Below are 573 nucleotides of genomic sequence, written 5' to 3' on the forward strand. Positions count from 1 at the left end.
GAAATTTCAGCTGTTGATACGAGAATATTTACTCTCACAAGAAGTGAAGCTAATAAACCTAGTCAATTGCTTATTTCATGGGATATTCTCACCATTGCCAAAAAAAATCTTGGAGAAAAGTTCTTTTTTGATAATGGTGCTATGGATAAAGCGAGTCAAATTGAATTATTGAGAAAAAGGTTGCTAACACTATCTGGAAATTGTATCGGTTTTGGGTCTGGTCCAGGCGGATACAAACTGAACTTATCGAGCTGGAGAAGGACAGATGGCACATGGCAGTATAGAACGCCGCATACCAATGCAACAGATACTAAGATCTCGAATACGATCGGGACAGCATCCATTCTTGCGTATATCGATGAAGATGGTTTTTACCACAATATCATCTATGCAGAAAGCTGTGATGGAGTTACGCCATCAACAATCAAGGTTAACTATGTTTCAGTAGAATTTACATTAAGCATATCAGCGAACAATCATATTGAATCGATGATCGCGGCCAATCACAGAGAAAATCTTGCTACTCAAGAAGAAGCTGAAGCAGGAACTGATACGACTAAAACGATGACACCA

The 573-nt window shown here is 38.7% G+C and carries 1 pseudogene; it reads left to right on the forward strand.

Annotated elements, in window-relative coordinates:
* Window positions 1-573 (forward strand): annotated as a pseudogene (locus RV00_RS16535) (phage baseplate upper protein); the annotation flags it as partial.

The sequence above is a fragment of the Enterococcus devriesei genome (genome assembly GCF_001885905.1).
Classification (GTDB): Bacteria; Bacillota; Bacilli; order Lactobacillales; family Enterococcaceae; genus Enterococcus_A; species Enterococcus_A devriesei.